The sequence below is a fragment of the Xanthomonas nasturtii genome, assembly GCF_001660815.1.
Taxonomy (GTDB): Bacteria; Pseudomonadota; Gammaproteobacteria; order Xanthomonadales; family Xanthomonadaceae; genus Xanthomonas; species Xanthomonas nasturtii.
In genome coordinates, this window is record NZ_LYMI01000089.1 from 107,146 (window position 1) to 129,108 (window position 21,963).

A 21,963-nucleotide genomic window follows, 5' to 3' on the forward strand; every position below is an offset into this window, starting at 1 on the left:
GTTCTGCGCCGCGTCTGGCTCAGCCCTGAGAGGCGTCGGGCTTGGGAGCCTGCAACAACAACTTGCTCAGGATGAACGACACTGGCAGCGTGACAACGATGGAGATCAGCGGGCCGACCGCTGCCGGCACGCCCAGATGCCCTACGCTGAGTTTCAGCGCCAGGGCCCCAAGCGCGTAGGTCACCAGGTAGATGAGCGGAAACGCCGCAAACTTCAACCAACTGTGGTCGGCACGAAAGACATAACGGGTGTTGATCAGGTAACTGAGCAGGATGCCTGCACAGAAACTCGCAAGATACGCCCACTGATAATGCATGAAGCGAAGGAGCACCCAGTACAGCACCAGGGTCAGGCCCGTGTTGAGTGCTCCGCCAAGCAGGAAGCGCAGGGCTACGGAGACCAATGGCCGATGCCGCCGAAGCAGGGTATCGGCCTGTGGGGACTCATCCGCCCGCATTCGCCAGACTCTTGAAGTCCGCGTAGTCGCGGATGTATTCGTCAGAATCGTAGGGCTCGGACGCAAACACCAGCAGCACGGCGTCTTTGGAATACTTGTATTGCGTGCCCCAGATCATCGGCGGCAGATGGATGCCCTGGTTCGGCGAGTTGAGTTCGACATCGATGCGGCGCGTACCGTCGTCCGCCAGCACCCTGACCGAACCGGAGACGCAGACGAGAAACTGATGGCAGCGCTTGTGCGCGTGCTCGCCACGGGTCTCCTGTGTTGGTACGCCGTAGACAAGAAAGTACCGCCGCGCATTGAAGGGCAGGAAGCTGTCGAAGTCGCCGACCGACAGGGACCCGCGCATGTCGGCGAAGCTGGGCATCTGGTAAAGCTTGACGCCCGGAACGACGGTGTCGGTGATGCCCTGGCCGGCGGGCAGCGGAGCTGTCTTGCCCGCATCCTTGTCGGACACGTAACCCACGATGCGCGCAGGATTGCCAACCACGATGGCATTGGGCGGTACCGAGCGTGTGACCACCGCACCAGCGCCGATCATCGCGCCGCTGCCGATGGTGGTGCCGGCCAGGATTGTCGCATTGGCGCCAATGGAAGCACCTGATTCCACGACGGTGCCGAGGAATTTCTCGGGATACACCCGGCTGCGTGGAAACAGATCGTTGGTGAAGGTGGCATTTGGCCCGATGAAAACGTCGTCGCCCAGACGCACGCCATCCCACAACTGCACTCCGCATTTGACAGTCACCCGATCCCCGACGACAACATCAGATTCGATGAAGACGCCGTCGCAGATGTTGCAATCGCGGCCAAGGCGGGCGCCGGGCAGCACGTGGGCAAATGCCCAGACGCGGGTGCCTTCGCCGATGGTGTCGCTCTCGCAAAGAGCATTGGGGTGCACGAAATGGCTCACGGGTTATCCTTTTCGAAGTTTTCGACCGACTGCATGATCGACAGCGGACGTGCCTTGGTATTTTCGAACGCATGCCAGGCGTAGGTACCTACGATACCCAGGCCCAATGAATTGAGTGCGCCGAAGAAGAGAATGGTCAAGATGGTCAGTGTGTATCCCGGCACTGCGACGAGTCCGGAAAACTTCGCGGCCAGCACCAGCGCACCGAGCAGCGTGGTAAATGCCAGCGCGATCAGGCCCAGCGCCGTCAGCATGCGGACCGGCAGGTCGGTGAAAGCAAAGACGCTGTCGGACAGATACCGCAGTTTCTTGCTCAAGGTCCAGGCGCTCTTGCCGTGCTGCCGCTCGCGCCGTTGATAACTGACGAATTCGCGCTTGCCGCCCAGCCAGAACAGTTGCGCAAGCAGGCTGGAATGGGCTTCGTTCAACAGCAACAGCCGTTCGAGGAAACCACGGCTGACAGCGAAGATATCCACGCCACCCTTGGGAATGTCCTTGATGACCATGCGCCGGTAGGTCGCCCAGAACAAGGTCGACGCCAGCTTCGAGGCCGCCGGATCGCTGCGCGCTTCGCGCACGCCGAAGGCCACGTCGTAGCGTGCCTTGGCATAGCGCTGCCAGAAGTCGATCACCAGCGTGGGGGGTTCCTGCAGATCGGCGGCCATGACCGCCGTCAGCTCCCCGGAGCTGAGCTGTAGCCCGGTACGGATTGCCGGAAATGCACCGAAGTTGCGGGTCAGCGTTGCAAGTTGCGAACGGAATGCGCAGCCAGGCAACTTTTCGCGCAGCAAGGCGTAGCTACGGTCAGGGCTGCCGTCCACTACGAAAACCGCTTCGAAATCCCCATCCACGCTCCGTGCGATGAAGTCGACGGCCTGCAGCAGGTCGTCGATGGAACCCTCATTGCCATAGATCGGGACAACGAGGCTGAGGGAGGGCGGCTGCACGTCGCTCAGAACCGGTTGCATGCATCGATGACCTGGTCGACTTCTTCATCGGTCAGCTCGGGGAAGCAAGGCAGCGTGATCACGCACGCGGCATCGGCTTCCGTATTCGGCAGCACCACCGACTCGAAAGCACCCTCATGGCAGGGCTGGCGATGATCGCACAGCGGGTAGTGGACGTCGGTCTGCACGCCGGCCGCCTGCAGGTGCGCGCGCAGTCCCTCGCGTTGCTCGCAGCGCACGACGTACAAATGGGCCACGTTATCGCTACCTACCACGCCGGCGGATGCAATCTTTGGGTTGGACAGGCCTCGGGCGTAGCGGTTGGCGATGTCCCGGCGGCGTTGGTTCCAGCCATCCAGCAGCACGAGCATATGCCGCAGCATCGCGGCCTGTAGTTCGTCCAGGCGGCTGTTGCGACCGCCGCGCAGACTGTTGGTGTACTTGGCCGTCCAGCCATACTGGCGCAGCTGTGCCGCACGGGTGGCCAGGGCGTCATCGCTGGTCACGATGGCGCCGCCATCGCCCAGGGCGCCCAGATTCTTGGTCGGGTAGAAACTGAAGGACGAAATATCGCCGAAGCTGCCCGCGCGGCGGCCATTGCGTTCTGCGCCATGCGCCTGCGCGCAATCTTCCACCACCTTGATGCCGCGCGCCTGACACAGCGCGACGATGGCCTCGATATCGGCCAACTGTCCGTACAGATGGGTCACGATCACGGCCTTGGGGGCGCCACCCTCCAGCGCAGCCTCCAGCGCGGTCACCGACATCAGTCCCGTGCCTGCACCCGTATCGACGAAAACAGGCGTCGCGCCGCACGCCAGAACGGCGCTGGTGCCGTACATGGCAGCATTGGCCACCACCGCAACCTTGTCGTCCTGACCCACGCCCAGCGCCTTCAAGGAGAGCTCAAGGGCGTCGGTGCCATTGGCGACGCTGACGCAGTGAGTGGCGCCGCAATAGCCCGCAAACTCCTGCTCGAAGGCCTTCACGTTCGGGCCGAGGACGTAGTAGCCGCTGGCAATGATGCTGCCGGCGATCTGAGACAGCGTGTCCTGCAAGGGAGCGATATGGCGGGAAAGCGAGTTGACAGGAATCAGAGCGTCCATGGGATCCGCAGAGTTTGAGTAAGGTGTAAGTTGGAATGGCGTGCCGCCTGGTGGGAGGCACGGTTGTACTGATCTTCGAACCAGACGATAGCGTCTTCATCCAGGTAGCGACCGGATTGGACGTCGAACAGCTCTGGTGAAACGTTGTCCGGGGTCTTCAAACTGCGGGTGACACCGCAGTGCCCAGGTACCAGAGTACGCCGCTGTTCCAGAAGTGCCCTCAGAAGCGTTGCAGGCCCCAACGGTCGCCAGATCCGGCTTCTCCACGAAGCGGTTGACGGCGCGCGCGCCTGTTTCCGCAGCGATCTGGATGTAGCCGTACCCAACTTCAGCGGCGCCCGAAACGAGACCGGAGATCGCCCGCCTCCCGCTATCGCACGTCACGGACCCTGAGGCCCAGGGAGAGAATCAAGGGGGTCATTGTAGATTGGCACGGAATTATAGCGACACGTTCTGCCAAGACGGATTATTTGTGTGCAGAGCAGCTGGACCGCATCCGGATCCTCCAAGCACACCGCGTCATCCGGAAGGGCGCGCGGCGTGCCTGCCCCGGGCTCAGCCCAGCGCCTGTTCCAGCTCCGGAAGCAGTGAGAACAAATCCCCCACCAACCCGATATCGGCAATCTCGAAAATCGGCGACTCCGGATCCTTGTTGATCGCCACGATGGTGCCGGCGTCCTTGATGCCGGTCAGGTGCTGGATCGCGCCGCTGATGCCGATGGCCACGTAGAGTTCGGGGGCGATGATCTTGCCGGTCTGGCCGACCTGCAGCTCGTTGGGCACGTAGCCGGCGTCTACGGCGGCGCGCGAGGCGCCCACGGCGGCGCCGAGTTTGTCGGCCAAGCTGTAGATGTGCTGGAAATTCTCGGCCGAGCCGACGCCGCGGCCGCCGGAGACCACGCGCTTGGCGCTTTGCAGGTCGGGGCGGTCGGAGCTGCCTGCAGCCAGACCGATGAAGCGGCTGTGGGTTGGCAGGGTGGCATCAACCGTGATGGGCTCGACTGTCGCGTTCCCGCCATTGGCCGCCTCCGGCCAGGAGGCACTGCGCACGGTCGCCACCACGATCTGCTCGGCAGGTGCCTTGACGGTGATGATCGCGTTGCCGGCGTAGATCGGGCGCTTGAAGGTATAGGCGTCTTCGACCGTCATCAGATCGGAGATCTGGTTGACACCCAGCAAGGCCGCAACGACCGGCATCAGGTCCTTGCCGAACGTGGTGGACGGGCCGAACACGTGCGTGTAGCCCTCGCGGGCCAGCTGGGCGATCTGCGGTCCCAGCACCTGCGCGATGGCGTGCTCGTTTGCTGCGTTGGCCACGGTCAGCACGCGCGCGACGCCGGCCAGCTGCGCGGTCTGTGCTGCGACGGCGGCCGGGTCGGCGGCCAGCACGACCACATCGATGGATTCGGCCGAGATCGCCAGCGCGGCGCTCAGGGTCTTGGCGGTGGCCGCGTTGAGCTGGCCGTTGAGATGTTCGGCAACGATGAGAACCTTGGCCATTACAGCAACCCCTTCTGCTTGAGTGCGGCCACCAGTTCGGCGGCGTCCTTGACCATCACACCACGGCTGCGCTTGGACGGCGCCGCATAGTGGGAGGTGACCTGGCTGTCATGTGCATCGACACCCAGATCGGTAAACGCCAGCGTTTCCAATGGCTTGCTCTTGGCCTTCATGATGTCCGGCAGCTTGATGAAGCGCGGCTCGTTCAGGCGCAGATCGGTGGTGATCACCGCAGGCAGGTCCACTTCCAGCGTTTCCAGGCCGGCATCCACTTCGCGGGTGACCGTGGCCTTTCCGTCGGCCACCACCAGCTTGCCAGCAAAGGTTGCCTGCGGCCGGCCCCACAATGTGGCCAGCATCTGGCCGGTCTGATTGGCGTCGTCGTCGATGGCCTGCTTGCCCAGAATCACCAGGTCCGGCTGTTCCTTCTCGACCAGCTTGAGCAGGGCGCGCGCAGCCGTCAGCGGCTGGATGGCTGCATCGGTGACCACATGGATGGCACGGTTGGCTCCCATTGCCAGCCCGTTGCGCAGATGCGCGGCTGCATCGGCCGGCGCCAGGGTGGCGACCACGACTTCCGTGGCGATACCCCCATCGCGCAGGCGCAATGCCTCCTCGAGTGCGATTTCGTCGAACGGATTGGGCGAAAGCTTGACGCCGTCAGTGACCACGCCGGAGCCATCCGGCTTGACCTGAATGCGGACGTTGTAGTCCACCACGCGCTTGTAGGCGACGAGGATTTTCATCGTGTACGAGATCCTTCAGCTGTTGCGGGAAGGCCTGGCCGCGGCGGCAGGCTCGGGAGTGCGGCCATTCTAACCGGGCTGGGCGTACCATGCGATGGCGTATGGATGGTGCGTTGCAATACTCCCGTGCGTGGTTTGGCCCATGCTTAGGCCCGGCATTGCTCTGACCGTATATCCTGTGTGGTTTGAAAACGCAGCGCAGTGCGCGCGCGAACAGGAGGGGTAGATAGTGGCGACTTGGCTAGTGACCGGCGGGGCCGGTTTTATCGGCGGAAATTTTGTTCTTGAGGCAGTCGCACGCGGGATCCGTGTGATCAATCTCGACGCGCTCACCTACGCGGGCAACCTGAACACGCTGGCGTCGCTGGAAGGCAATGCCGGCCATGTGTTCGTCAAGGGCGACATTGGCGATGGCGCGCTCGTGACCCGCCTGCTGCAGGAACATCAGCCGGACGCGGTGCTGAATTTCGCTGCCGAAAGCCATGTGGATCGCTCGATCGAAGGCCCGGGCGCTTTCATCCAGACCAACGTCGTCGGCACCTTGGCTCTCCTCGAGGCCGTGCGCGATTACTGGAAAGCGCTGCCGGCTGCGCGTCGCGATGCTTTCCGTTTCCTGCATGTGTCCACCGACGAGGTCTACGGCACGTTGGGCGAGACCGGCAAGTTCACCGAGACCACTCCTTACGCACCGAATTCGCCATACTCGGCGTCCAAGGCGGCATCGGATCATCTGGTGCGCGCGTTTCACCACACCTACGGGCTGCCGGTGCTGACCACCAACTGCTCGAACAACTACGGCCCGTACCATTTCCCGGAAAAGCTTATCCCGCTGGTGATCGCCAAGGCGCTGGCCGGCGAGCCGTTGCCGGTATACGGCGATGGCAAGCAGGTGCGCGACTGGTTGTTCGTCAGCGATCACTGCGAGGCGATCCGCACCGTGCTGGCCAAGGGCAAGATTGGCGAGACCTACAACGTGGGAGGCAATTCCGAGCGCCAGAATATCGAGGTCGTGCAGGCGATCTGTGCACTGCTGGATCAGCATCGCCCGCGTGAGGACGGCAAGCCGCGGGCAAGCCAGATCACCCATGTCACCGACCGGCCTGGGCACGACCGTCGTTATGCGATCGATGCCTCCAAGCTGAAGAACGACCTGGGTTGGGAACCGGCTTATACCTTCGAGCAGGGCATCGCGCAGACGGTGGAGTGGTACCTGACCAATCAGGCCTGGGTGCAGGGCGTGCTGGATGGAAGCTATCGCCTTGAACGCATTGGCGCGACCGCCTGATACTCATCTCAGCGTCCGCATAATGCTGTGCGGACCTCCAAGGACGCTCTCATGACTCAACGTAAAGGCATCATTCTCGCGGGCGGTTCCGGAACGCGCTTGTATCCGATCACCAAAGGCGTCAGCAAGCAGCTGTTGCCGGTGTACGACAAGCCCATGATCTACTACCCGCTCAGCGTGCTGATGCTCGCAGGTATCCGCGACATCCTGATCATCAACACACCGCACGAGCAGGCGCTGTTCCAGTCGCTACTGGGCGATGGTTCCCAATGGGGTGTCAATATTCAGTATGCCGTGCAACCCAGCCCTGACGGCCTGGCGCAGGCCTATCTGATCGGTCGCGAGTTCGTCGATGGCAAGCCGAGCTGCCTGGTGTTGGGCGACAATATTTTTCATGGTCACGGGTTGACTGACACCCTACGCCGCGCCGACATGCGCGAGCAGGGTGCAACCGTGTTTGGCTATTGGGTCAACGACCCAGAGCGCTATGGCGTGGCCGAATTTGATCAGCAAGGCAGGGTCATCGACATTGCCGAAAAGCCGGAAAAGCCCCGCTCCAACTACGCGGTTACCGGTCTGTATTTCTATGACGGCAAGGCCAGCGACTACGCGGCTGCGTTGAAGCCCTCGCCACGCGGCGAGCTTGAGATCACCGATCTCAATCGTTGCTATCTCGATGCTGGCGATCTGCATCTTGAGCCTCTGGGGCGCGGCTATGCGTGGCTGGATACAGGCACGCACCAGTCGCTGCATGAAGCGGCCAATTTCATCGAGACCATCCAGATGCGCCAGGGTCTGCAGGTGTGCTGCCCGGAAGAAATCGCATTTGGCCAGGGCTGGATCGATGCAGAGCAGCTGGAGCGCCTGGCAGCGCCGTTGTTGAAGAATGACTATGGCAAATATCTGACGGCATTGGCCAAGCGCGGGGTTGTCCATTGAAAGTGATCGAAACGACGTTGCCCGGCTGCGTCGTCATCGAGCCTGCAGTGTTCGGCGATGAGCGCGGTCAGTTCTTCGAAACATGGAATGCAGAGCGCTTCAGGCAGCATGGTCTGCCGACGACTTTTGTGCAAAGTAACGTCTCCACCTCTGCCAAGGGAGTGCTGCGCGGTCTGCATTACCAGTGGCCTCGGCCACAGGGCAAACTGGTAAGCGTGCTCGAAGGTGAGGTCTACGACGTCGCGGTGGATATCCGCGCTGGATCTCCCCATTTCGGGCGTTGGACCGCCGTTTTGCTGAGTGCAGAAAACCGTCGCCAAGTCTGGATACCTGAGGGATTTGCTCATGGCTTTGCCGTGCTTTCGGAGAAAGCATTGTTCAGTTATCTGTGCACCGACGTGTATGTGAAGGAAGCCGATGCCGGCGTGCGTTGGAACGATGCCGCGATCGGTATCGATTGGCCGATCAGCGATCCATTGCTGTCTGCAAAGGACTCCGCTGCGCCGTTCCTGGATGAGGTGCCAGCCGACCGACTGCCGGTGTATATGCCGTGACCACGTTGGTGTTTGGCGCAAACGGGCAGGTTGGGACGGAACTGCTGCGTGCGCTGGCAATCGACGATGCCGTGCAGGCCACCACGCGCAGCGGCCAGTTGTCTGACGGCAGCGCGTGCGAAACAGCGGACTTCGATGCGCCCGACACGCTGACGGCCTTGCTGGATCGGATCAAGCCATCGCGTGTGGTCAATGCCGCCGCTTATACGGCAGTGGATCGCGCCGAGCAGGATCGCGAAAGTGCGATCCGTGCCAATGCAACGGCGCCTGGCGTTATCGCAGCATGGTGCGCCTCCAATCGCATACCGCTTGTGCACTACTCGACCGACTACGTCTTCGACGGGCAGGGCACAGCGCCGTACCGCGAGGATGCACAGACCTCACCGCTCGGTGTTTACGGGGAAACCAAGCTCGCCGGTGAGCAGGCCATCCGTGCGTCCGGTGCACAGCATCTGATCCTGCGTACCGCCTGGGTGTATGCCTCGCATGGTGCCAACTTCCTGCGCACGATGTTACGGGTGGGTGTCGAACGCGATGAGTTGCGCGTGGTGGCCGATCAGATCGGAACACCGACCCCAGCGGCCTTGATCGCCGATGTCACTGCGCAGTTGCTGCGTCAGCGCGCGCCCGATACCTCGGGCACCTGGCACCTCACTGCAGCTGGCCAGACCAGCTGGCATGGGTTTGCCGAGGCCATTTTCGAGGAAGCGGTCAGTGCCGGTCTGCTGGAGCGTGCGCCGCGTGTAGTGCCGATTACGACTGCCGACTACCCCACACCGGCCAGGCGTCCGGCGTATTCGCGGTTGTCGATCGACAAGCTGCAGAGCGATTTCGGCATCGAATTGCCCGAGTGGCGCGTTGGCTTGCAGCGTGTGATTGCCGAATTGTCTGCGGCCAGGACGTAGTTCAACAACAGGTCGATGCCGGTAGCGCGACTGCCGATGCCCGATGCCCGAAATGCAAACAGCCGGGAATTCCCGGCTGTTTGCTCATGCGACGCAGCGTTTCACGAACAACCGATCACGCGCGCCCGTAGGTATCTTCAAAGCGCACGATGTCGTCTTCGCCCAGGTAGCTGCCGGACTGCACTTCGATCAATTCCAGCGGCAACTTGCCCGGATTGCGCAGGCGGTGAGTTACGCCTAGCGGGATGTAGGTACTCTGGTTTTCGGTCAGCAGCAAGACCTCGTCGCCACGGGTGACTTCGGCGGTTCCGCTCACCACGATCCAGTGTTCGGCGCGATGGTGGTGCATCTGCAGGCTGAGCACCGCACCGGGTTTGACGGTGATGCGCTTGACCTGGTGACGCTGGCCCATGTCGATCGAATCGTAGGCGCCCCACGGACGATAGACCTTGCGATGCCAGGTTGCCTCGGAACGGCCAGCCGTCTTGATCTGGCTGACCACGTCCTTGACCTCCTGGATACGGTCGCGGTGACCGACCAGGACCGCGTCCGGTGTCTCGACAACCACCACGTCCTCCAGGCCGACCATGGCGATCAGGCGCGAGCCGTATGCATAGGTGTTCTGGCAATCGAGCTGGATCACATCGCCATGGTGCGCGTTGCCTTGCGCATCCTGCTTGGAGACATCCAGCAGCGAGGACCACGAACCGACATCGTTCCAGCCCGCATCCAATGGCACCACGACCGCATCGGCGGTCTTTTCCATCACCGCGTAGTCGATCGAATCCGACGGGCTGGCGGCGAAGGCGTCCTTGTCCAGGCGGGTGAAATCGGCGTCGCGCTTGCCGCTTTCCCATGCCTTCTGGCAAGCATCGGCGATGGCGGGATGGAATTTGCGCAGTTCTTCCAGATAACGCGAGGCACGGAACAGGAACATGCCGCTGTTCCAGTAGTACTCGCCGCTGGCCAGATAGCCTTGCGCGGTTGCCAGGTCGGGCTTCTCGACGAAGCGTTCGACCGCGCTCGCGCCAGTGCCCGCACCGGCCTTGATGTAGCCATAGCCGGTCTCAGGTGCGGTCGGCTTGATGCCGAAGGTGACCAGCTTGCCCTGCGCTGCCGCTTCGGCGGCGACCGTCACTGCTGCCTGAAACGCAGCCTCGTCACCGATGACATGGTCCGAAGGCAGCACCAGCAATAGCGGGTCGGCACCGTCGCGGGTCGCTTCCAGCGCCGCAACGGCAATTGCCGGTGCCGTATTGCGTCCCTTGGGCTCCAGCAGGATGGCCGAGGGCTTCACGCCCAGCTGTTGCAACTGCTCGGCGGCGATGAAGCGGTGTTCTTCATTGGCCACCACGATCGGTGCATGCGCAGCCACCGGAGCCGCACGCAGCCAGGTCGCCTGCAACATGCTCTTGTCGCCAACCAGTGGCAGGAACTGCTTCGGATAGGATTCGCGCGACAGCGGCCACAGGCGCGTGCCGGAACCGCCGGACAAAATAATGGGGAGGACGTCGCTCATGGGCGGGGGAAACTCCAGTGCGTCAAAGGTGGGGAGAATGGTAGATCAGCCGCGCAGCATGGCGGAAATTTCCTGCGTACGCGTTTCCAGCAGTGCGGCATCGCCACGTGTTTCCACGTTCAGGCGCAACAGCGGCTCGGTGTTGGAGCTGCGCAGATTGAAGCGCCATTCGCCGAAATCCGCGCTGATACCGTCGGTGTAATCCAGCTCCGGCGACAGATCGGCGTAATGGGCCATGACGCGGTCCACCGACGCCTTGGCATCTGCGACCTTGAAATTGATCTCACCGCTACACGGGAATTTCTGCATGCGGGCCTCGACCAGATCGGCCAGCGAGCGGCCCGACTGCGACACCAGCTCTGCGATCAGCAGCCACGGAATCATGCCGGAATCGGCGTAGGCGAATTCGCGAAAATAGTGGTGTGCGCTCATTTCGCCGCCGTATACGGCATTTTCGCTGCGCATTTTTTCCTTGATAAAGGCATGGCCGCTCTTGCACAGCACCGGAATGCCGCCGGCTTCTTCGACCTGCTCGACCGTGTTCCAGGTCAGGCGCGGGTCGTGAACGACCTTGCCGCCCGGCTGCTTGGCCAGGATGGCTTGGGCCAGCAAGCCGACCAGGTAATAGCCTTCGATGAAACGGCCGGTGTGATCGAAGAAGAAGCAACGATCGAAATCGCCGTCCCATGCGATGCCGAAGTCGGCACCATGGTCCTTGACCGCCTTGGCGGTGGCGTCGCGGTTTTCCGGCAACAGCGGGTTGGGGATGCCGTTGGGGAAATTGCCATCGGGCTCATGGAACACGCGCACGAATTCGAACGGCAGATGCGGCGCGAGCAGATCCACGATCAGGCCGGCGCCACCGTTGCCGGCATTGACCACCAGCTTCAGCGGCTTGAGGGTGCTGCGGTCCACATAGCTGAGCAGGTGCTCCAGGTACGCGGTCTTGTCGGTGCGGCTCTGCTCGCTGGCGGTGGGTTCGCCTGCCGCCGCGGTATCGGCCGCGACTGTGTCGCGGATGGCGAACAGCCCGGTGTCAGAGCTGATCGGCCGGGCTTGTTCGCGAACCAGCTTCATGCCGTTGTAATCCATCGGGTTGTGACTGGCGGTCACCATCACGCCGCCGGCAGCCTTGAGATAATCGGTCTGAAAATAGACCTCTTCGGTGCCACACAGGCCGATGTCGATGACATCACGGCCGCTGGCGCGCAGGCCGGCCGAGAGTGCTTCCTGCAGCCCCGGGCTGGCCAGGCGCACGTCGTGGCCCAGGACCACGGGCCCCTGATCCAGCTGCGCCGCCAGCGCCACGCCGATGCGGCGGGCCAAGTCCTCGTTGAGTTCATCCGGCACGCGGCCGCGAATGTCGTAGGCCTTGAAGGCGGGTAGCGTCATGGGCAAATCTCTAGGGTGGGGGACACCCGAGTTTAGCGGCTGCGCCGTGTCTTGGGTGTGGCGGAATTGCGATCGGGGACAGGGAACAGTCAGCGGATAGAATGGGCGCTTCACATCAGCGAGGTGAGGGCGGTGATGCGCAGTGAAAAACGTGGTACGGCGAGCGGTAAACGCTATGCCGATGCCAAGGCAGCGCTGGATGGGGTACTGGCCGATGGTCAGACCCTGGCGGTCGGCGGCTTTGGCTTGTGTGGAATTCCGGAGGCACTGATTGCTGCCGTGCGCGACAGTGGGATCGGCGGGCTGACCGTCATCTCCAACAACGCCGGCGTCGACGGTTTCGGGCTTGGTCAATTATTGGCCACCCGTCAGATCCGCAAGATGATTTCGTCCTACGTGGGCGAAAACAAGGAATTCGAACGCCAGTATCTGGCTGGCGAGCTCGAGCTGGAGTTCAATCCGCAAGGCACCCTGGCCGAGCGTTTGCGTGCGGGCGGGGCGGGCATCCCGGCGTTCTACACCGCCACTGGCTACGGCACGATCGTGGCCGAGGGCAAGGAAATCCGCGAATTCGACGGTAAACATTACGTGCTGGAAACCGCGCTGCATGCCGATGTGGCGCTGGTCAAGGCGTGGCGTGCCGATACTGCGGGCAACCTGGTGTTCCGCAAGACGGCGCGCAATTTCAATCCGGCCTGCGCCATGGCCGGTCGCGTCTGCATTGCCGAGGTGGAGGACATCGTGGAGCTGGGCGCCATCGACCCGGATCACGTGCATCTGCCCGGTATCTACGTCGACCGCTTGGTGCTCAACGCCACGCCGGAAAAACGCATCGAACAGCGCACCGTGCGCGAAGGACAGCAGTAATGGCCTGGACCAGAGACCAGATGGCCGCGCGCGCGGCACGCGAATTGACTGACGGTGCTTACGTCAACCTGGGAATTGGCCTGCCGACGCTGGTCGCCAACCATATCCCCGACGGTGTGGACGTGTGGCTGCAATCGGAGAACGGCCTGCTCGGCATCGGCCCGTTTCCTACCGAAGACGAGGTGGACGCAGACCTGATCAACGCCGGCAAGCAGACCGTGACCGCCCGCGCGGGTGCCAGTTATTTCGGCAGCCACGACTCGTTCGCGATGATTCGTGGTGGCCACATCGACCTGGCCATCCTCGGCGCAATGCAGGTCACCGAGCGCGGCGACCTGGCCAACTGGATGGTGCCCGGCAAGATGGTCAAGGGCATGGGTGGCGCAATGGATCTGGTTGCCGGCGTCAAGCGCGTGGTGGTGCTGATGGAGCACGTCGCCAAGGACGGCAGCCACAAGATCCTGCGCGAATGCGACCTGCCGCTGACCGGCGTCGGCGTGGTGGACCGCATCATCACCGACCTGGCGGTGTTCGATGTCACTGCGGATGGATTGGTGCTGGTGGAGGCCGCGGACGGTGTGGCGGTCGAAGAGTTGCGCCAGAAAACTGGTGTGGAATTCGCTACGTAATCAAAGCTTCTTCACGTAGCGACTCGCATTGAGCAGCTATGCATGCAAGGCGCTTCAGGGCGCCTTACGTGCATAGCGGTATGGATCGGTTGCCTCAGGTTGAGTTAGTCCTGAGATCTGCTCGACCGTTTCGACACGATGTCCGGAGTGGGTGACGGCAACAGCCAGAAAGCGTTCGATCGCGTGGGCCAGGGTGCCATCGATCTGGCCCTGCTCGCTTTCGAATTCACCGGGATGCAAATGTGCATCCAACAATGGCCGCAGCGCTTCAAGTCTGGCCCAGAACATGCTGCCGGAAGCGAACATGCTGTTTTCGTTTACTGGATCCGTGCCGGTGCGGACAGCGAGGTAATCGAGTGCATCGGCATTGCCGCCAATAAAGTCTGCGACTGGCAAGAGGTGTTGCGCAGGCGCCGCAAGGCCAAGTAGCGGTTCGTTCGCGAATCCGCGCACGACTGCAGCAACGTGCTGTGGCGCGAGCAATGCAGACAGCATTTCACGCCGCCACATGTCTCCGTCCTCGCGATGGGTCGATTTTTTGGTGTGCAATTTCAAGACTAATTGCTCGCCTTCGTCGAGCAGTCGGTTGGCGACCCGCAAGAACGGAAGAATATCGCGGCCGCGATTCTCGAAGCCTTCCACCTGCGCCTGGACGCCGCGCTCTTGCAGGCGCTGGCGAACCTGCACCACTTTCGTGATATCCGTGGTGACGACAAGCCGCAGCGACAGCCCGCAGTGAGTAAGTGCATCGAGCATTTCATCCAGGACATCGAGGTACCAGACATGCAAGACCACGCAGGCATCGTGTTGATTCGATGAGGTGACAGATTCTGCGCTGTGTAGCAGCGCTTGCCGTGTCGCATCAAGCCACGCGTACCCGAGGCGAGTGTCCGGTTCGAGTACAGCGCCTTCTGCCCACTCGTTCCACGCGTTGATGAACACCAAGCGGTGCGCAGGCGGCGTATTGGTCAGACGGTGCCGCACGGTACGCATCAGCCAATCGCGGTAACGGCGCGGGGATGCATGCAGATAGACGCGCCCCTTGCCGGAGCGCCGTGGCTCGTTGTCCCAGCCAGGGTTTACGCCCGGGTACAAGGTGTACTCGCGCAGCGGTCGCTGCTCCATGTCGCGGGCAAGTTCCCGCCAGTCGAGTACATCGCCATCGAAGTCTGGATTGATCAAGCGCTGCCGGGCAGCCACCGAAGGTGGCGTGCTCATGTTCGGTGGGAATTCGACGGCAGCATCGAATCCGATATCGCGGGGATCGGGGCGTTCGAAACCCTGCACATACGCGAGGTGAATCTCGCCGATTCCATGATCGCGACACCAGCCCCGCCAGCGATCGGCTGTTTGTACAGGCTCAGGCAGCAAATGTGGTCGATACACCAATAGCACCGGCCGCCCTTCGACGCGCAGGTACTTGGGATTGCGCATGTAAGTTGCGACATGCGCGATAAAAGCCAGGTCGTCCTGCGCATCATGCGCCTGATCGATCAGGATATCGTCGCCGCGGCCATCCCAGCGGCGTGCCCACTTTTCGTTGGCCCAGCAAAGACAGAATGGAAGGGTGATCGTGTCATCTTCGTGCCACTGGGTGATCGGCATTTCCAGCAAGGTCTTGCCGGCAAACCAATAGAAATAAAAACAAAAAGCGCCCACACCGTACTCTTGCGCAAGGCGTGCTTGCTCGCGCATGACGTGCGGAGTGCGAAGGTCGTAGAAGCCCAGATCTGCCGGTAGCCTGGGTTGTTGATGGCCTTCGAATTGGGGAAGCGCACGGCTGACATTGCGCCATTCGGTAAAGCCCTTGCCCCACCACGCATCGTTTTCAGGGATCGGATGAAATTGCGGCAGATAGAACGCGATCAGCTTCGCAGGAAGCGTTTGAGGCAGGGTGGCAGTGCTGTAGGGGACATATCCAATCGCCGCTTCGTCGCCGCGTGCTACCGGCCGTCGCGAGCTGCCATGGCGTAGACGGCCGCGCGCGGGCTCTGGCACCCAATCCGCATGTCGATCCAGGAACCAGCCGCGCCAGCGGTCACGCGTGGCATCACTCAGCGGTATCGCACGAAATCCTGCACGCAACAGAGCGAACACATAAGTGCGCAGGCGCGACTGCATCGAGCGACCGGGCGCACTCACAGGTTTTGGTAGTTCGGGCCCGAACCACCCTCCGGCGTGACCCAGGTGATGATTTCGTACGGGTCCTTGATGTCGCAGGTCTTGCAGTGCACGCAGTTGGCGGCGTTGATCTGCAGGCGTTTCCCGGAGGGGCTGGCGGTGTCTGCGACCATTTCGTAGACATTGGCCGGGCAGAAGCGCGTGCAGGGGTTGTCGTACTCCTCCACGCAGAGGGTGGCGCACACATCGGTGTCCAGCACCTTCAGATGCACCGGTTGGTCTTCGTCGTGTTCGGTGGCGGCGAAATACACCGCCTGCAGGCGATCGCGTGGTGCGAGGTCGCGGGTGCCGTAGTCGCGCTTGGGTTGCTCGTACTCGCCGAGCTTGTGCAGCGCCGACCAGTCGGGTTTGTTCTGCAGCGTCCATGGCGAGGCGCCCTTGATCGCGGTTTCCCAGGCAGCGTTGAGCAGGCCGAACCACAGGCCCTTCTTGAAACCGGGCTTGATGTTGCGCACCTGCTTGAGCTCGGCCATCGCATCGGAAGCGCGCAACTTGGCGTCGAAGCCTTGCGGCGCCAGCTGCGACTGCACCAGGTGTTCGGCGGCCAGCATGCCGCTGCGAATCGCCTGATGGGTACCCTTGATCTTGGGCACGTTGAGCAGGCCGGCGGTGTCGCCGATCAGCAAGGCGCCGGGCATCTCCACTTTCGGCAGCGATTGCCAGCCGCCGCTGACCAATGCGCGTGCGCCCGCCGAGAGAATGCTGCCGCCCTCCAGCAGCGGCTTGATCATCGGGTGGTTCTTCCATTGCTGGAAGGCTTCCCACGGCTGGTATGTCGGGTCGCTGTAGTCCAGCCCGCTGACATAGCCGAGCGCGATCTGGTTGTTGTCCAGGTGGTAGACAAAGCTACCGCCGTAGGTGTGGGTGTCGGCCGGCCAGCCGATGGTGTGCACGATCTTGCCCGGCGTGACGCGGCCTTCGGGCACCTGCCATAGCTCCTTGATGCCGATCGAGTACCCCTGCGGGTCGCTGTCGGCGGTGAGGTCGAAGCGCTTCAGCAAACGCTTGGTCAGGTGTCCGCGTGCGCCTTCAGCCAGCACGGTGACCTTGGCGCGGATGTCGATGCCGGCGGTGTAGCCGTGTTTGTGCGAACCGTCCTTGGCCACGCCCATGTCGCCGATGCGCACGCCGATGACCTGGCCGCTGTCACCATGCAGGGTTTCGGCAGCGGCGAAGCCGGGGTAGATCTCCACGCCCAGCGCTTCGGCCTGCGGCGCCAGCCAGGCGCACATGGCGCCCAGGCTGACGATGAAGTTGCCGTGGTTGCGCATGCCGGGCGGCACCACCGGGAACTTGCGTGCGCTGTCCTTGCCGAGAAACCAGAATTCGTCGTCGGTGGCGGCCACGCAGATCGGCGGCGGGTTGTCGCGCCAGCCGGGCAGCAGGGCGTCCAGCGGGCCGGGCTCGATCACTGCCCCGGAGAGGATGTGCGCGCCGATGGTGCTGGATTTTTCGATCACGCACACGCTGATGTTCGGATCGAGCTGCTTGAGCCGGATCGCGAACGACAGCCCGGCCGGACCGGCACCGACGGTGACGACGTCGTATTCCATGACGTCGCGCTCGACCGTCTCTGACGCTTGCGCGCCCACTCCCGCTTCCGACATTGCTCCGCTCCCGTTGGCTCGATGGCTGGTGTGCATTTTCCGGGATTGCATGTGACGGCGGCAAATCGCGTCGATTCATCCGCCTCTGCCGGTGCGCCTGGCCATGCGCATGCTAGCGTTTGCGCATGAAAATACGCGTTGCACTGCCGCAAGCTCAGATCCATTGGTGTCGCGGTTGGTTGCAGGCCGCGCACGCCGATGCGCTGATGCAGGCCTTGCTGGACCAGGTCCGGTGGGAGATCCATCGCATCCGCATGTTCGGGCGGGTGGTGGATTCGCCGCGTCTGAGCAGCTGGGTCGGCGATGCCGGTGCTAGCTATCGCTACTCGGGCACGCAGTTCGCACCGCAGCCGTGGCTGAAGGCGCTGCAGCCAGTGCGCGCCCGTCTGCAGGATGAAACCGGTTGCCCGTTCAATAGCGTGCTGGTCAATCGCTATCGCAGCGGAGCCGATGCGATGGGCTGGCACAGCGATGACGAGCCGGAGCTGGGCGCACAGCCGTTGATTGCCTCGGTGAGCCTGGGCGCGACGCGGCGTTTTGCGTTCAAGCATCGTGACGATACAGCCGTGAAGCAGACGCTGGAGCTAGGCCACGGCGATTTGCTGCTGATGGGCGGCGATACCCAGCGTCATTACAAGCATGCCTTACCGCGCACCGTAAAACCCATCGGCGAGCGCATCAATCTGACGTTTCGCCAGATCGCGACGCGCGGCCTGGAGCGCTAGTTCGGCTGTCGCGGTGGCAGCGGACGCGGCAGGCTCTGGCTGTCCTGCTGCCCGGTGATCAGCGTCCAGCCGACCAGCTCGGTAGTGACCTGGGTCATCGCCTGTTCGAATGCTGCCGCAACTGCAGCGGTGTCGGTGCCGGTGGACGGGCGTGCAACCAGGAAGGTGCGCGAGGCGACCACGCGTTGATCGGCCGAATGCAGCAATTTGGCGTTGAGTTCGATGGTGGCCGAGGGCAGCGTCTGGCCGGCGTAATCGGATTCGAAGCGGCGCAGGTCGATCGCCAGTTTGTAATCGGATCGGATGCCGGTGCCGACATGGGCCACGGCGGCGATCTTGCCGGAGTCCTCGAAGGCGCGTACCACGCTGTCCTCCAGCATGTCGGTCGCTGGCTGCGCCCAGCCGGCGCCGTGATAGACCTGCAGTTCGCCAGGGGTGGGGCGCACATTGATCCGCGGGCTGTCGATGACGCGTGCGGCGCTGGGTTTGGCCACCACCAGCTGCCAGGTCACCTGCGGCCAGGACGGATTCGGGGTGATCCGCACGGTGGGGGCATAGATCGTGGCCGGCTTCTGGTCGCCGCCGGTCAGGACCGAACAGCCGCCCAGCGCCAGCAACGAGACGCATAGCAAGGGACGCAACAGGCGCATGGCAGTCATTTCGGTTCGAACTCCTTGGGTGCGTCGCGGCCGAGCAGGTAGCGCGCAGGGTTGTTGTCCAGTTTGTCGCTGACCCGGCGCAGGTCGCGAATCAGGCCGCGCAACTCGGTCAGTGTCGGTCCGAGCTGGCCCAGCCCGTCGTTGGCAAAACTATTGATGGCGGCGCGGTTCTCGCCAAGGATGTTGTCGGCGTTGCCGGCGGCCGAATCCAGCTTGACCAGGGTTGCGTCCAGCTTGTTCAAGATGCCCGGCAGCTGCTGCACCAGGTTCTGGTCCAGCCGCTTGATGGTGCCGTTGGTGGTGGTCAGGGTGGTATCCAGATTGCGTGCGGCATCGCGTGCGCTGACGATCAGCGCCTGCATGCCTTCGTCGCGGTCGGCGATGCCGCCGCTGATCTTTTCCAGGTTTTGCAGCGTTGCCGAAATGCTGGCCACGTTCTTGTCCGAGAGCATTTCGTCCATGCGCTCGACGATGCGGTTGGCGGTGTCGGTGATGTTCTGCAGCGCCGAGGGCGTGGTCTGGATGATCGGCGCATCGCTCTTGTCGATGGTGGTCAGCGACGGCGCCTCGGGCGTGCCGCCGGAGAGCTGGATGATCGACGGGCCGGTCAGGCTGGTGATGGCCAGCTTGGCGCGGGTGTCACTCTTGATCGGCGTGGTGGAGTTGACACGCACGTGCGCGACCACTTGGCGCGGGTCGTTCGGCGCCAGCGTCAGCGCGGTGATCGAGCCGACCGCGATGCCGTTGTACTGCACCGGGCTGCCGACCGACAGGCCGGTGACCGCCTCGCGGAATACCACCCGGTATTGCTGCCAGGTGCGGTCGGAGGAGTATTTGGCCGCCCACAGACCGAACAGCAGCAGGGCCAGGCCCGCCACGATGGTGAAGGCGCCGATCAGGACGTAATTGGCTTTGGTTTCCATGCTCAGGCGGTCTCGGTGGAGTCGGTCTTGGCCGCGCGCGCGGCGCGGGCGCGCGGACCGTGGAAGTATTCCTGGATCCAGGGGTGGTCGAGTTGTTCGACTTCGGCCAGCGGCGCGTTGGCGATCACCTTGCGATCGGCCAGCACCGCGATGCGGTCGCAGATGGCGTACAGCGTATCCAGGTCGTGGGTAATCAGGAACACGGTCAGGCCCAGCGCCTGCTGCAGGGTGCGGATCAAGCGGTCGAAGGCGGCCGCGCCGATCGGGTCCAGGCCAGCGGTGGGCTCGTCCAGGAACAGCAGCGGCGGATCCAGTGCCAGCGCCCGCGCCAGGCCGGCGCGCTTGCGCATGCCGCCGGACAATTGCGAGGGCAGCTTGTCCAATGCATCGGCAGGCAAGCCAGCCAGCTTGATCTTCAGCAGCGCCAGTTCGAAATACCAGCGCTCCGGGAACTCGCCGTGATGCTCCTTCAACGGCACCTGCACGTTTTCGCCAACGGTCATCGACGAGAACAGCGCGCCGTCCTGGAACAGCACGCCGGTGTTGCGGGTGATGTGTTGACGGTCGGCGAACCGGCCCGAGCGCGCATCCGCACCCAGCACCTGGATGCTGCCGGCATCGGGCTCGCGCAGGCCCAGGATGCTGCGCATCAACACCGATTTGCCGGTACCCGAACCGCCGACCACGCCAAGAATCTCGCCGCGGCGCACGTCCAGATCCAGATCTTCGTGCACGGTCTGGCTGCCGAAGCGGTTGGTCAGCCCGCGGACGGAGATGGCCAACTGGTCGTCGTCGGCCTCTGGGCCGGGAGTGGGGAGTGGGGAGTGGGGATTGGTCACAGCACAGCGCTCCCGGATATCAGGCCGCTGGCTGCGCGTCTGCTTCGTGCGAATCCCAAATTCCGAATGTCGAATCCCGGCTCCATCACCACCCCATCTTCATGAACCACAACGCCGCAATCGCGTCGAGGATGATGACCAAGGAAATGGTCTGCACCACCGACGAGGTCGTGCGCTCGCCCACCGATTGCGCGGTGCCGCTGACCTTCAGGCCTTCCAGGCAGCCGATCAGGCCGATCACCAGCGCGAACAGCGGCGCCTTCGACAACCCGACCAGGAAATGCCGCAACTGGATGGTGTCGTGCATGCGCGCCAGATACATCTGCGGCGGAATATCCAGATCGAAGGCGCCCACGGTGACGCCACCGGCCAGGCCGGCAATCATCGCGATGAAGGTCAGCAGCGGCAGGGTGAAGATCAAGGCCAGCAGGCGCGGAATCACCAGCAGGTCGATCGGGTCCAGGCCCAGCGTGCGGATGGCATCCACTTCCTCGCGCGATTTCATCGCACCGATCTGCGCGGTGAAGGCGCTGGCGGTGCGGCCGGCCAACACAATTGCCGTCAGCAGCACCGCGAACTCGCGCAAAAAGGCGATGGAGACCAGTTCCACCACATAAATTTCCGCGCCGAAGTCGCGCAGGATGGTCGAGCCCAGGAACGCGATCACCGCGCCCACCAGGTACGACAACAGCACCACCAGCGGCACCGCATCCAGGCCCACCTGCTCCATGTGGTGCACGGTGGATGTCAGGCGGAAGCGGCGCGGCTCGTGGATCAGCCGCCCGATCTTGACCAGGTTCTCGCCCAGAAAACTGTTCAACTCGAGAATGCCCTGGCCCACGCCATGGGTGGTGCGGCCCAGGCGGTCCAGTGCGGCGACAAAGCCGTAATCGCGTTTGGGTTTGGGGCGCTCGTCGTTGAGTTCTTCGATGGTGCACACCAGCGCCTGGTGTTCATCGCGGAAATCGATCGCGTCTTCCTTCAGGCCCATGCGGCTGGCAAAACGCAGCAGCTGCAGCACGCCGGCCGAATCCAGTTGCCCGATGCCGCGCGCGTCGATGCGGCGCACCCCGTCGGGCACGGCCTGCAATAGTTCTGCCTGCGGCAGGGCGGTCGCCAGGACCCAACTGCCAGCGAGGCGGAGCTGTGCCTGATCCTGCGAGTCTTGTTCGATGCGTGGAGGTTGCGGTTTGATCATGGGTGGCCTGTCCGTGGCGCCAGCATACAGGGCCGATGTGAGCGAAGGATGGGGACGCGAAAGGAAGCG

At 63.1% G+C, this 21,963-nt stretch carries 21 protein-coding genes; 7 read left to right on the plus strand and 14 right to left on the minus strand.

From position 1 onward, the window contains the following. Positions 1 to 19: 19 nt before the first annotated feature. From A7D16_RS20730 to A7D16_RS20755, 6 genes are all read right to left on the minus strand, one after another. Positions 20 to 457: a GtrA family protein gene (locus A7D16_RS20730; RefSeq protein ID WP_064635167.1), complete on the minus strand. Its 438-nt coding sequence runs from the start codon at positions 455 to 457 to the stop codon at positions 20 to 22. Continuing rightward, a complete protein-coding gene (locus A7D16_RS20735; protein WP_064635169.1) occupies positions 444 to 1,373 on the minus strand; it encodes a WxcM-like domain-containing protein in 930 nt (309 codons plus the stop codon). The genes A7D16_RS20730 and A7D16_RS20735 overlap by 14 nt, the downstream gene beginning before the upstream one ends. Next, positions 1,370 to 2,341: a glycosyltransferase family 2 protein gene (locus A7D16_RS20740; RefSeq protein WP_064635171.1), complete on the minus strand. Its 972-nt coding sequence runs from the start codon at positions 2,339 to 2,341 to the stop codon at positions 1,370 to 1,372. Before A7D16_RS20740 ends, A7D16_RS20735 begins: the two co-directional genes overlap by 4 nt. After that, positions 2,326 to 3,426 (minus strand): DegT/DnrJ/EryC1/StrS family aminotransferase, encoded by a 1,101-nt coding sequence (locus A7D16_RS20745; RefSeq protein WP_064635173.1) that lies wholly within the window; start codon positions 3,424 to 3,426, stop codon positions 2,326 to 2,328. The genes A7D16_RS20740 and A7D16_RS20745 overlap by 16 nt, the downstream gene beginning before the upstream one ends. 555 nt (positions 3,427 to 3,981) lie before the next feature. After that, positions 3,982 to 4,926, minus strand: coding sequence for an electron transfer flavoprotein subunit alpha/FixB family protein (locus A7D16_RS20750; protein ID WP_064635175.1), 945 nt, complete (start codon positions 4,924 to 4,926; stop codon positions 3,982 to 3,984). After that, complete coding sequence (locus A7D16_RS20755; protein ID WP_064635178.1) at positions 4,926 to 5,672, minus strand: electron transfer flavoprotein subunit beta/FixA family protein; 747 nt, start codon at positions 5,670 to 5,672, stop codon at positions 4,926 to 4,928. Before A7D16_RS20755 ends, A7D16_RS20750 begins: the two co-directional genes overlap by 1 nt. A gap of 229 nt (positions 5,673 to 5,901) precedes the next feature. Here A7D16_RS20755 and rfbB point away from each other — a divergent pair, with 229 nt between their 5' ends. The 4 genes from rfbB to rfbD are packed head-to-tail and all read left to right on the plus strand — an operon-like array spanning position 5,902 to position 9,355. After that, complete coding sequence (gene rfbB, locus A7D16_RS20760) at positions 5,902 to 6,957, plus strand: dTDP-glucose 4,6-dehydratase (RefSeq protein ID WP_064635180.1); 1,056 nt, start codon at positions 5,902 to 5,904, stop codon at positions 6,955 to 6,957. A 51-nt stretch (positions 6,958 to 7,008) separates the two neighbouring features. Then, positions 7,009 to 7,896, plus strand: coding sequence for a glucose-1-phosphate thymidylyltransferase RfbA (rfbA, locus tag A7D16_RS20765; RefSeq protein WP_064635182.1), 888 nt, complete (start codon positions 7,009 to 7,011; stop codon positions 7,894 to 7,896). Next, positions 7,893 to 8,450 (plus strand): dTDP-4-dehydrorhamnose 3,5-epimerase, encoded by a 558-nt coding sequence (gene rfbC / locus A7D16_RS20770; RefSeq protein WP_064635183.1) that lies wholly within the window; start codon positions 7,893 to 7,895, stop codon positions 8,448 to 8,450. Before rfbA ends, rfbC begins: the two co-directional genes overlap by 4 nt. After that, the gene (rfbD, locus tag A7D16_RS20775) at positions 8,447 to 9,355 is read left to right on the plus strand and encodes a dTDP-4-dehydrorhamnose reductase (protein WP_064635184.1); all 909 of its coding nucleotides are present in this window, start codon (positions 8,447 to 8,449) and stop codon (positions 9,353 to 9,355) included. The genes rfbC and rfbD overlap by 4 nt, the downstream gene beginning before the upstream one ends. Positions 9,356 to 9,470: 115 nt before the next feature. Here rfbD and A7D16_RS20780 read toward each other — a convergent pair whose 3' ends face one another. Continuing rightward, on the minus strand, positions 9,471 to 10,874 hold the full coding sequence (locus tag A7D16_RS20780; RefSeq protein ID WP_064635186.1) for a mannose-1-phosphate guanylyltransferase/mannose-6-phosphate isomerase: 1,404 nt from the start codon (positions 10,872 to 10,874) through the stop codon (positions 9,471 to 9,473). Positions 10,875 to 10,919: 45 nt separating this feature from the next. Then, positions 10,920 to 12,266 carry a phosphohexomutase domain-containing protein gene (locus A7D16_RS20785; RefSeq protein WP_064635189.1) on the minus strand — a complete coding sequence of 449 codons (1,347 nt, stop codon included), beginning with the start codon at positions 12,264 to 12,266 and terminating at the stop codon, positions 10,920 to 10,922. A gap of 135 nt (positions 12,267 to 12,401) precedes the next feature. Between A7D16_RS20785 and A7D16_RS20790 the strand changes: the two genes are divergently transcribed. Both A7D16_RS20790 and A7D16_RS20795 read left to right on the plus strand, forming a co-directional pair. Further along, complete coding sequence (locus tag A7D16_RS20790) at positions 12,402 to 13,133, plus strand: CoA transferase subunit A (RefSeq protein ID WP_064635190.1); 732 nt, start codon at positions 12,402 to 12,404, stop codon at positions 13,131 to 13,133. After that, positions 13,133 to 13,762: a CoA transferase subunit B gene (locus A7D16_RS20795; protein ID WP_064635192.1), complete on the plus strand. Its 630-nt coding sequence runs from the start codon at positions 13,133 to 13,135 to the stop codon at positions 13,760 to 13,762. Before A7D16_RS20790 ends, A7D16_RS20795 begins: the two co-directional genes overlap by 1 nt. A 54-nt stretch (positions 13,763 to 13,816) precedes the next feature. On the opposite strand, the gene A7D16_RS20800 is transcribed toward A7D16_RS20795, so the two are convergent. After that, positions 13,817 to 15,904, minus strand: a complete 2,088-nt coding sequence (locus A7D16_RS20800; protein WP_064635194.1) for a glycoside hydrolase family 99-like domain-containing protein — start codon at positions 15,902 to 15,904, stop codon at positions 13,817 to 13,819. Beyond that, a complete protein-coding gene (locus tag A7D16_RS20805) occupies positions 15,901 to 17,550 on the minus strand; it encodes an electron transfer flavoprotein-ubiquinone oxidoreductase (protein WP_064635196.1) in 1,650 nt (549 codons plus the stop codon). Before A7D16_RS20805 ends, A7D16_RS20800 begins: the two co-directional genes overlap by 4 nt. Positions 17,551 to 17,675: 125 nt before the next feature. On the opposite strand from A7D16_RS20805, the gene A7D16_RS20810 reads away from it, so the two are divergent. Continuing rightward, a complete protein-coding gene (locus tag A7D16_RS20810) occupies positions 17,676 to 18,275 on the plus strand; it encodes an alpha-ketoglutarate-dependent dioxygenase AlkB family protein (RefSeq protein WP_064635198.1) in 600 nt (199 codons plus the stop codon). Here A7D16_RS20810 and A7D16_RS20815 read toward each other — a convergent pair. The 4 genes from A7D16_RS20815 to A7D16_RS20830 form a co-directional block, all read right to left on the minus strand. Next, entirely contained in the window at positions 18,272 to 18,934 is a 663-nt protein-coding gene (locus A7D16_RS20815) for an ABC-type transport auxiliary lipoprotein family protein (protein ID WP_064635200.1), read from the minus strand. The genes A7D16_RS20810 and A7D16_RS20815 overlap by 4 nt on opposite strands. Then, positions 18,931 to 19,857 carry an MlaD family protein gene (locus tag A7D16_RS20820; protein WP_064635202.1) on the minus strand — a complete coding sequence of 309 codons (927 nt, stop codon included), beginning with the start codon at positions 19,855 to 19,857 and terminating at the stop codon, positions 18,931 to 18,933. The genes A7D16_RS20815 and A7D16_RS20820 overlap by 4 nt, the downstream gene beginning before the upstream one ends. A gap of 2 nt (positions 19,858 to 19,859) precedes the next feature. After that, complete coding sequence (locus A7D16_RS20825) at positions 19,860 to 20,696, minus strand: ABC transporter ATP-binding protein (RefSeq protein ID WP_064635204.1); 837 nt, start codon at positions 20,694 to 20,696, stop codon at positions 19,860 to 19,862. Between the two features lie 85 nt (positions 20,697 to 20,781). Further along, positions 20,782 to 21,894 (minus strand): MlaE family ABC transporter permease, encoded by a 1,113-nt coding sequence (locus A7D16_RS20830; RefSeq protein WP_064635207.1) that lies wholly within the window; start codon positions 21,892 to 21,894, stop codon positions 20,782 to 20,784. Between the last annotated feature and the right edge of the window lie 69 nt (positions 21,895 to 21,963).